Origin of the sequence: Lichenihabitans sp. Uapishka_5, assembly GCF_033947565.1 — a bacterium.
Taxonomy (GTDB): domain Bacteria; phylum Pseudomonadota; class Alphaproteobacteria; order Rhizobiales; family Beijerinckiaceae; genus Lichenihabitans.
Genome location: NZ_JARPVX010000108.1, coordinates 1 through 9,956, shown reverse-complemented (window position 1 = coordinate 9,956; position 9,956 = coordinate 1). Strand labels below are relative to the sequence as shown.

Annotated in this window: 9 protein-coding genes and 1 pseudogene; 7 read left to right on the top strand and 3 right to left on the bottom strand. The window is 60.6% G+C overall.

What is annotated here, in order from left to right:
* Positions 1–66: 66 nt before the first annotated feature.
* Entirely contained in the window at positions 67–525 is a 459-nt protein-coding gene (locus P7D22_RS20880) for a hypothetical protein (RefSeq protein WP_319936188.1), read from the top strand.
* A gap of 274 nt (positions 526–799) precedes the next feature.
* Entirely contained in the window at positions 800–1,543 is a 744-nt protein-coding gene (locus P7D22_RS20875; RefSeq protein ID WP_319936187.1) for an NYN domain-containing protein, read from the top strand.
* Between the two features lie 333 nt (positions 1,544–1,876).
* Here the strand turns inward: P7D22_RS20875 and P7D22_RS20870 are convergent, their stop codons facing one another.
* Entirely contained in the window at positions 1,877–2,536 is a 660-nt protein-coding gene (locus P7D22_RS20870) for a hypothetical protein (RefSeq protein WP_319936186.1), read from the bottom strand.
* A gap of 88 nt (positions 2,537–2,624) precedes the next feature.
* On the opposite strand from P7D22_RS20870, the gene P7D22_RS20865 reads away from it, so the two are divergent.
* The 3 genes from P7D22_RS20865 to P7D22_RS20855 all read left to right on the top strand — a co-directional run bounded on the left by P7D22_RS20865 (position 2,625) and on the right by P7D22_RS20855 (position 4,219).
* Positions 2,625–2,849 carry a hypothetical protein gene (locus P7D22_RS20865; RefSeq protein ID WP_319936185.1) on the top strand — a complete coding sequence of 75 codons (225 nt, stop codon included), beginning with the start codon at positions 2,625–2,627 and terminating at the stop codon, positions 2,847–2,849.
* Positions 2,850–3,263: 414 nt separating this feature from the next.
* Positions 3,264–3,815: a Panacea domain-containing protein gene (locus P7D22_RS20860; protein ID WP_319936189.1), complete on the top strand. Its 552-nt coding sequence runs from the start codon at positions 3,264–3,266 to the stop codon at positions 3,813–3,815.
* Positions 3,812–4,219: a hypothetical protein gene (locus P7D22_RS20855; RefSeq protein ID WP_319936184.1), complete on the top strand. Its 408-nt coding sequence runs from the start codon at positions 3,812–3,814 to the stop codon at positions 4,217–4,219. Before P7D22_RS20860 ends, P7D22_RS20855 begins: the two co-directional genes overlap by 4 nt.
* Before the next feature lie 215 nt (positions 4,220–4,434).
* Here P7D22_RS20855 and P7D22_RS20850 read toward each other — a convergent pair.
* Both P7D22_RS20850 and P7D22_RS20845 read right to left on the bottom strand, forming a co-directional pair.
* A pseudogene (locus tag P7D22_RS20850) lies at positions 4,435–4,608 on the bottom strand (integrase); the annotation flags it as partial.
* A 47-nt stretch (positions 4,609–4,655) separates the two neighbouring features.
* Positions 4,656–5,969, bottom strand: a complete 1,314-nt coding sequence (locus tag P7D22_RS20845) for a tyrosine-type recombinase/integrase (RefSeq protein WP_319936183.1) — start codon at positions 5,967–5,969, stop codon at positions 4,656–4,658.
* Between the two features lie 1,054 nt (positions 5,970–7,023).
* Between P7D22_RS20845 and P7D22_RS20840 the strand changes: the two genes are divergently transcribed.
* Entirely contained in the window at positions 7,024–8,343 is a 1,320-nt protein-coding gene (locus P7D22_RS20840; RefSeq protein WP_319936182.1) for a dihydroorotase, read from the top strand.
* A 268-nt stretch (positions 8,344–8,611) separates the two neighbouring features.
* Positions 8,612–9,793, top strand: coding sequence for a Gfo/Idh/MocA family protein (locus P7D22_RS20835; RefSeq protein ID WP_319936181.1), 1,182 nt, complete (start codon positions 8,612–8,614; stop codon positions 9,791–9,793).
* The last annotated feature ends 163 nt before the right edge of the window (positions 9,794–9,956 follow it).

Genomic DNA, 9,956 nt, shown 5'->3' with positions numbered 1-9,956 from the left:
CGCACGTCAGACCGCGCCGCCTGACTGCCGCGTCACCCAAATTCCCGCGTAGCTCTGCAACCCAACATGCAGCTCTCCCAAGAGCAGCCTGGGGATCTTCGGGCGACCGTAAATGCAGTGCTGACGCTCGATGCCCTAGCGGGTGTAATTTTCTCTGCAATGAAGCAGATCGAACATCCCACTGTCGTTTCCATGAAACGGGACGATGAGTTTCGTGACCTTCTCGCAGAGCGCTGCCACGAATTTCGAGCGCTTCGTGACCTTGCTGCGGCCTACAAGCACGGTGAGCTAACAAACCCAAAGAAGAAGCAGCCGCGTCTTCTGGCCGGCCCAGAACGCCTGAACCGAGTTGAAAATCAAATCGGCGTCCTTGAGTGTGACGACGAAATTGAAGGCTTCGTGCTCGTCGTCGAGCTTATTGATGAGTCATTCTTGCGGGCGTCCAGTGTCATAGGCGTGAGTTACCAGCTCCTTGCGCCTATCGTTGATGAGGTCGATCCGTTGCACACACGATGGCAGGCGTAGGTGCCGATCGGCTTCGTCCAGCAGCGCTTTCAGCTCGGATGAATGATATTTTTGCCCCGTCGTTCCAAACAGGGACGCGGAGAACACGTCCGGCACAATGCTTTCGTCAGCCTTGCGCCATACCGTTATGGTGTCTTGACGTTCAGACACGCGTGGTCATATGAACACGCAGCAGCCCCTGGCAGTACGCTTCCCCCGGCACAGCCGTTCATGATGGGAAAGCCGAGCCCAGGGGCTTCGACGTTTCAGGCGCTCGATGCATCCTCGCAATCGCATGGCCGTTCTTGTCGACGGCGGCTTTTTCCTCAAGCGGCTTCGCTCGATCTATCCAGCGACGGATCCCAATGACGCCAAGGCTGTGGCGGATGTCATTCACGCCCATGCCTTGAGGCATAAAGAGCAAAGGACGAGCGCCGGTACGGAGACGTTCGACCTTCACAGGATATTCTTCTACGATTGTCCGCCTCTCGCCAAGAAGATGCACTTTCCGGTCTCGAAGCGAGGAACTGATTTCGCGAAATCATCAACGGCTGTATTCCGCCTCGCTCTGCATGAGCATCTGAGGAGCAAACGGAAGGTAGCCCTTCGTATGGGGCATCTGCTCGAGGCGTCAGAATGGCGGCTTAAGCCAGGCGTGTTGAAAGACTTGCTCAACAAGGCTCGTGCGTTCGACGACCTCACGGACGAGGATTTTGCAGTCGAGACCTCACAAAAGGGCGTCGACATGCGTCTTGGGCTCGATGTGGCGTCGCTGGCTTATAAGCAGCAGGTCGATCAAGTGATCCTGATCGTCGGTGACAGTGATTTCGTTCCAGCCGCCAAGCTGGCGCGTCGCGAAGGGCTCGACGTGGTGCTGGATCGGTTGGGAGCGCCTGTTCACGAGTCTCTGAACGAGCATATCGATGGTGTTCGTACTTTTCGCGGCCCGTCTGTGCGGCAAGTGCCTGTGACGGCGCGTTTTGGCGGCCCCGCGCCCGTGCCTGCTTTGACAACACCGATCACGCCTAACGGACAATAGGGCGGCAGTAGACAAGCCGAGCTCGCGCAAGTGGGACTGAAACGATGAGGCAGCGTTAACGCAAACCTATCGACCGACGGCATATAAGCTGATCGTCGGCGTGATGGACGGGCATCCCGTGCAAAGGCTCCCGCGTCCAGATGGACCCGCCGACTGGCTCCCTAAGGCCTTCGGTTGACGCCATCAGTCGCCGAAGGCCGAGCCTGGAAACGATCTAGAGCGGTTTCGCTTAACAGTCCGATAAGCGACGCGCCGCCAGCACGACAGCGGTACGCGGATGGCGCGCCCGGAGGCACCTTGCTGCCGAGGGTTGCTGGCAAGTGAACAAACGGATCAGCCAAGAATGGCGTTGGGCGGCGGCTCAATGGTAGGCCATAGGGCTGCGATGTCAGCGCAAGCGGCACTCATCTCGTTCCATAGATAGACAGCTCTCCCAGGTGCCTCGAACACTTTGCCGGTGTTCCCGTCGATGGTGATGCAGAGCTTCTTTTCCGGCTCGGCCTCTGGCTCGAACGGTGTGTCTTTCAAAAAACCGAACGTGAAGGCGCTTTGGAACTCGGCTGCGACTTCGGGCAGCTCCTTGCCCTTCGCGTACCTTAGGAACACACCTCCGATTTTTCTGGTGTTCTTCTGCGTCGTGCGAGCGATCGCAATGTCAGGGTTGTAGACCACGATTGTGCCGTTCAGGTTGACCGCACCGCGAGCCGCGACGGGCAACATCTCGCAAACTGGGATGGCCATCGTGGGAAAGGCTGTAACGAATGCCTCGATATAATCGGCGTTGTGATCGTTCTGGTCGGCCTCGAAGTCACTTGCCGTCATGCGGCCCCGGATCACGTCGGCCACGCGCTTCAAGGCTGCTGTGTCACCTTGACCCTCTCGGAGCCACTTGGTGATGCTGATCCGAGCTTCCTTATGCTGAATGGAGCGCGCGATCTTTTGGTATCGAAAGGTGCGCAAAATGGAACGGCGACGTTGGTTCGATGCGGCCATATAATCGGCAAGCTCGCGGACGCGAAGCTCGCATCTGGACCGCATTCGGTAAGTAGGTTCGGTCACTCGGACCTCGGGGAGTAGGGCGATGGATGCACTCTATTTGAGCGCGAATATGAGTGACGACGCAAGCCTTTGCATCGCGCCTCTTTCCAAACGAAAAATTGCTGCTTGTGGGCAAGACCCGTATGATGCCGGCGGCTATTTTCTGTTTGAACAGCGTCACGGAGATCCGGACGGTGTTGAGGTTCTGGCTCGGATTGAGACCGAGGAAGCCGCAATTCGCCTCGCTGCCCTGCTCAACCTTCAATGACGGCTGGCCACCAGCCATGCGCCGCGCCGGCTACCTCGCTTGGCACGCATCGTGCATGGATATGGCTCGCCCATTTGGGCGTTTCCTCCCTAGACTTGGGCCGCCCACGGCAACGTGAGGCGGCCTCTTTGTTTGGTGCCTCTACAAGCGATGCCGACCACTGTGCAGCGGCTTCGGCCTTTGCACGCTCCAAATTCTCGAAGATGCTGCAGCTCGGGGAAGTGTGCGTGAGATGGCGGAAAGAGGATCTTGCAGCATGGATCGCCACAAAGGCCAATCAGATCTGAAATTTTGCAGCAAGGATGATGCGACAGGAACACAATTGCGGATCTGTCAATCCCTGTGTTAACAGTGATTCACAAGGAGGCGTTAGGATCAACAATCGATCGTGCTCTTGAACAAGGATTAGCAGTGATGCTCATCAGCCACGAGCGCGAGAAGCTGATTCAGGCGATCAACTTTTTCGTCCGAAACACGTCGAATTGCGGGAAAATCAAACTCTTTAAGCTGCTGTACTTTTTTGACTTTGAGCATTTCAAAGCTACCGGTCGCAGCGTTACAGGGCTCGCATATAATGCGTGGCCAAAGGGGCCTGTGCCTGTTTCGTTATACAACGAAATAGACGCTCCTCAAGCCGATCTCGAAGACGCGTTTCGTTTCGAGCAAAAGCCCATTAGAGATGGGTACATGCTCAAAATCCATTCGAAGAGCCCCTTCGACGGCCGCCATTTTTCACGACGCGAGAGAAGGCTTCTCGACGATCTCGCGAATGAATATCGGACGACGCTCGCCGATGACATGATCGAGGCCACGCACTTGGAAAACCAGCCGTGGGATCGTGTCTATCATGAGAGTGGCAATCCGCAGGGCGTAATTCCGTATGATCTGGCTATTCGTCCTGACGAGCACGAGGCAGTGAGCCGGATCGCATCGGACAGGAAGGAGCTTCTGGAAAAACTTAGATGAACCCTGGTTCGGTGTTTTTCGACGAGGAGTTTGCGTTTCATGATGGACAAAGCGGCGAGAAGCTTTTTCTAGTTCTCGGATCCGATCGCGAGATTGCAGTAGTAGCCAAAACCACCTCCCGTCAGCACGGTCGCGGAAACACTTTCGGATGCCAAACGGACCGCTTCTATAACTTTTTCCTCCCTCCTCAGTCTTGCTACCTGCGCAAACCGACCTGGGTCTGCCTGGATGAGTTCTACGAAGTACGCCTAGCTGCAGCTCTTTCAAAAAGCTTGCGCAGTATCATCAAGCCTGTTTGCACGATCGAACACAGCTTACTTCGTCTAATCCAGGAATGCGCAAAGGGAAGTCTCGATATAACCGATCAACAGCACGACTTGGTTCATGCTTGCCTAGCGACCTAGAACTCATCGTCTCCCGTTGCGTACCGAGCATAAGGCCGTAGCGGTCCCCCGAGCCCCGCACCACCGTCCCGCCCGTGGCGGTGGCCCGTCAGAAGCTCCACAGCCAGCGGTCGCCCGAGCATGATGAGATCAGCCCACAGCAGCGCCAGTTCTCGTTGGCGCGGAATGTGGGCCGCGGTCATAGGCGCCCTCGACTCTGTCCTTTGGTATGTAGGTCAAGCCAATACCTTCCCGAGTTGCACTACCTGGCTGCCGGCCGGCTTGGCGCAGAATGCCGCCCAGGCGTCCATCAGCTTGCGGCGCTTATCGAACAGATCACCGCGCCGGTAGGCGGCCTCGACCTTGCTGCCGATGGTTTGGGCGAGCGCCATCTCGACCACCTCGCTCGGCACGCATTGTGCAAAGATCTTCGGCAACGGTGGTGACCTCTTTCCTTTCAGCCTGCCCGGCTACTAGCCCTGGCATGGCGAGTGACCGGCGAGGTCCCATCCATGATCCCCATGGCCGGCAGGGCGGCCCGCACCACATCTGCGACGTAGGATGGCGCCAGTCGCGCATAGTGGCGTTCCGTCACCCGCGTGTCTGCATGCCCGAGCTGATCGGCGATGACGCGCATGCTCACGCCCTTCATGGCGAGGGCGCTGGCGTAGGTATGCCTCAAAATGTGAAATGTTGGCGCGGGGTCCAGGCTCGCAGCTCGCGCCGCTTCCTCGAGCGGGCGTTGCTGGTGGGAAGCGCCCCAAGCGTTCCCGTCATCGCGGGTAAACACCAGGTCCCCGCCCTTCTGGCCAGCCGTAAGCGCGTCGAACACCTGCCGTCCTTCGTCGGTCAGGGCTACATGCCGCGCCTTGCCTGATTTCGAGATCCGCACCGTGACGGTGCCTGCGTCGGGGTGGTACTCGGACACGCGCATGCGGGTTAGCTCGCCATAGCGGCATCCAGTGACGAGGGCGCCGCGGACAAGGTCGCGAAATGAGCTCTGACAGGAGTTGACGAGCCGCACGCATTCCGGGGCGGACAGGAAGTGAACGACAGGGGCGTCCACCTCGCGATAGGCCTTCACCTTGCGCCATGCCTCATCCGACGTGGCTCGACCTTCTTGGAAGGCGAAGTTGAGCGCAGCTTTTAAGACCGTCAGCAGGCGGTTCGCAGTGGCCTTTCGAGCCCGCAGGGCGTCGGGGTCGTCAGCGTACACGGCGACCGTGCGGCGGGTCTCGGCGGCCTTGCGGCTGCGCAGGAGCTTGGGGGCCTTCTCGGTCGCCTCAAGCCAGCCCCGGACAGCCCTGGCTGTCAGCTTGTCGACCTCGATGCCGCCCAGCATCGGGATGATCCGGGCATCGGCAGCGTAGCCATCGGCGCGGACACCCTTCGACCCCTTGCGCTCGCGCTCGGCCAAATAGTCGGCAATGGCATGGCTGACGGTGTACGGGCCGAGATCGGGTGCGGTATGCCCGGCAAGCTCGCGCGCCTTCTTGCCGAAGAACTCGCGAGCGCGTTCTTGCGCCTGGGCGAAGCTGTGAACGATCAGCCCGTCCGGGTCGCTGGCGTCGTCGGCCGCGCCTAGCGCCTCGTAGTTCTGCGCTCCATCGTCACCACGGAGGCGGGCCACCCACGTGCCGCCCTTCGCGCCTCGCCGATAGCCGAGGGCGCAGCCGGTCGATAGCACAGTCCAGTAGGGCTCCCGGCGCTGGGCGAGCTTCGCCCGAGCCGATCGGCTGTCCAGCTTTGGGTTCTTGACGACGCGCGCCATGGCAGAGATCCGTACGGACGATGTACGGAAAGGATGTGAGCGGATGCAGGCGAACAGTCAAGGCCGGCAAATGGGAAGTGCAGAGGCAAACACGGTGTGCGCCGGTGTTCGCCATTGTCTCGCTAGACCCGCGTTACCCCTCTCTCACGGCGAAAACAGGGGTTCGATTCCCCTAGGGAGCACCAAAAAAACACGTTGTGAGGTCGATTTTCCGACCCCAATGTTTGCTTCCCTTTTTTTGACGGATTTGAGCATGGTCGTTTCTATGGAACGGCATTGCGAATGTCGTTAGGTGAATAGCCTCTTCTGACATGCGTGTCTGAACACAGTTAAGGCAGGATAGAATTTCGAACTAAGCTGATAATGGGCGTGGGTCCTCGCAACTCAGGCAGACTGTTAACAATAGTGTCGCGGTGAACGCAATCACGCGGGCAAACCTTCGACAAAGTCGACTTTCCTTACGGTTGATTCAATATGGAGGCTTGATAGATTGAGACGCATTGCGAGAACTTCAGCGCGGAATTTATTTCCAACTCCATTCACATAGCTGAACAGATAAACCGATCTCGTCCATGCAAGCTCGAAGCGATCGACCTTTCTCACTGCGTGACCCACCATCATGGTCGGCCGATACCGTTGCTTGTGCCTACTCGCAACAAATCAATATGGCTGCAGACACAAATCAGTATGTTGCAGCGCAACAAATATCCTGGTTTATAGGTTTCATCTCCGCTAGGTAGCGCTTAGTCGAGCGATCCTCGACATGCGGTCGGTGTCCCGGCTTCCCAGCTTCACGCCGGCCGCATCGCTGAGAGCGACACCAGGGTGCGATCCACCAGTCCGCGTGGCATTTGTCGACGCATCGGGCCGACGTTCAGTTGCCACGTCAGCACCCTGCAAACCAGCCATAAATCGGCGCCGCATCGGTCGCGCAAACAACCGAGATCGCGTGAGATTAACTCTCCCATCGGGTGGCGCTCGGTTCGATCGGATGGCAGGACAAGGCGCGCGGTCAGGGCCGCCCGCGAGCGTCGGCACCGAGAAGGGATCCTCCATGCATCACGACCTGATCATCCGGGGGGGCACACTGGTTCTGCCCTGGGGCGAGCAGTCGGCCGACGTGGGTGTTCGCGACGGCCGCATCGCTGCGATCGGTGTGCTATCGGCCGATGACGCCGAAACCACCATCGATGCCAAGGGACTGCACGTGCTGCCGGGCCTGATCGACAGCCACGTCCACTTGCGCGACCCGGGCGATCCCGCTGTCGAGACGCTCGAATCCGGCACCAAGGCCGCGGTCCTGGGCGGTATCGCGACCGTGTTCGATATGCCGAACACCAATCCACCTGTGGTCGACCACGAACGCCTGGGGTGGAAGCGCGGCTATGTTGAAGGTCGAAGCTGGTGCGATATCGGCCTCTACGTCGGCGGCACCAAGACGAATATCGACCAGTTGGCCGCGCTCGAGCGGGAGCTCGGCGTCTGCGCCATCAAGGTCTTCGCCGGCTCATCCACCGGCACCCTGATGGTCGAGGACGACGACCACATCGAACAGGTCATGCGGGCGGGCCACCGCCGTATCGCATTCCATAGCGAGGATGAATACCGGCTGCAGGCCCGCAAACCCTTGTTCCGCTCGGGCATGCCGCACCGCAGCCACATGGAGTGGCGCGATGAGGAATGCGCCTTCCTGGGCACGCGCCGCTTGATGGCGCTCGCACGCCGCACCGGCAGGGCGGCCCACATCCTGCACGTCTCGACAGCCGAGGAGCTCAGCTATCTGCGGGACTTCCGCGACCTCGCGACCGTCGAGGTGCTGGTCAACCATCTGACTCAGGTGGCGCCTGATTGCTATGACCGTCTCGGCGGCTTCGGGGTGATGAACCCGCCGATCCGTGGCGAGCGCCATCGCGTCGCCAGCTGGGCCGCCATCAACGACGGCACCGTTGACACGATCGGCTCGGATCATGCGCCGCATTCGCGCGCCGCCAAGGCGCTGCCCTGGCCCGAATGCCCAGCCGGCTTGACGGGTGTGCAGACGCTTGTGCCGCTGATGCTCGATCACGTCAGCGCCGGACGGCTGTCGCTGACACGTCTCGTCGACCTGATGGCCGCAGGTCCCGCTCGGGTCTACGGCCTTCTCGGCAAGGGACGTATCGCTGCCGGCTATGATGGTGACTTCACCCTCGTCGACATGGCGCGGCGACGTACCATCGAAGATAGCTGGATCGCGTCCCCATGCGGTTGGACGCCGTTCGCGGGTACCACCGTACAGGGTTGGCCAGTGGCGACGGTGGTGCGAGGCGTGGCCGTCATGCGCGACGACGCCGTGCTGGGAACACCCGTGGGTCGCCTAGCCCGCTTCCAGGCTTAGGGTCGACCACCCGGCCATCCAGGGGTTCGTATCCCGACCCGTTGCAGGGATGGTCGCTCCGGGTCGGTGCAACATCGAATTCGGCCAGGCCCCGCTCGCGGCCATCAATCGAACGGTCGACTTCGATCGCTCCGGTGTGCTCGAATGACCGGTGATGCTGAAGGGCGCCATCCCGGATGTCCACCGGGTGTCGTCGCCACCGTGTTCCGCGACGCGGTCGCTGGGGCGATGGCGATACCCCGGCCATTGCAGCACGGAGGGAGCCGACATGACCATCGAAGCATCCGCGGCACGCCTGGGGGGCGGTCGCATCCGCCTTGGCATGGTGGGAGGCGGGGAGGGGGCCTTCATCGGTGCCGTACACCGCATCGCGGCACGCCTCGACGATCGGTTCACGTTGGTGGCTGGCGCCTTGTCGTCGACGGCTGAGAAGGCTCAACGCTCGGGTGCCGCGCTCGGCCTCGACCCCGAACGTGTTTACGACGATTTCGCCACAATGGCGCGAGACGAGGCGGCGCGCCCCGATGGCATTCAGGTCGTGGCGATCGTGACGCCCAACCACATGCATTACCCAGCCGCCAAGGCCTTCCTGGACGCTGGCATCCACGTCATCTGCGACAAGCCTCTGACCGCGACGTTCGATGAGGCCAAAGCCCTGGCAGCAGCCGTGAGGGCCTCGGGCAGGCTCTTCGTTCTCACCCATAATTACACCGGCTATCCGATGATCCGGCAAGCCAGGGAGATGATCGCCGCGGGCGCGCTCGGCCCGTTGCGCTACGTGCAGTCGGAATACATCCAGGACTGGCTGACGGAAGCCGCCGAGGCGACCGGTTCCAAGCAGGCCGAATGGCGCACCGATCCTGGGCGGTCTGGAGCCGGGGGCGCGATCGGCGACATCGGCACCCACGCGTTCAACATGCTGAGCTTCGTCACTGGGCTGAGGCTCGAGTCCGTGCTAGCCGATCTCACCAGCTTCGTTCCCGGACGGCGGCTCGACGACAGTGTCGAGGTGCTGCTGCGTTTCGAGGGGGGCGCCAAGGGAATGCTATGGGCCAGCCAGATCGCCGTCGGGCATGAAAACAGCCAATCCCTGCGCGTCTACGGCACCAAAGGCGGTCTCGAATGGCACCAGGAGCAGCCGAACGAGCTGTGGTTCACCCGTTTTGGCGAACCGAAGCAGCTGCTCACACGCAACGGCGCCGGCGCTGGTCCTGCCAATCGGCGCGTCTCGCGCGTGCCGCCCGGTCATCCGGAAGGCTACCTCGAGGGCTTTGCCACGCTCTACAGTGAGGCCGCCGCAGCGATCGAGGCGGCAAGTAGCAACCAAGCCGTCGATCCAGCCGTGACCTACCCAACGATTGAGGATGGCCTAGCCGGCATGACCTTCATTGCTGCCTGCGTTCAATCGTCAGCCGAAGGCGGCCGCTGGACGACGGTCGAGCAGGTCTAAGCCGCCATCCAGGCGGCGGCATGCATCAAATCGGTCGAAGCCACTTGAACTGCTGATTTCGCTTATAGTTTCAGCAGCTTGCCTTCATCCGCGACGGTCCCCTGACGTTTTTCTGACGGTTTAAGGATTTCCCCGGTTGACCTCTCATCCGCGTGCATCCTAT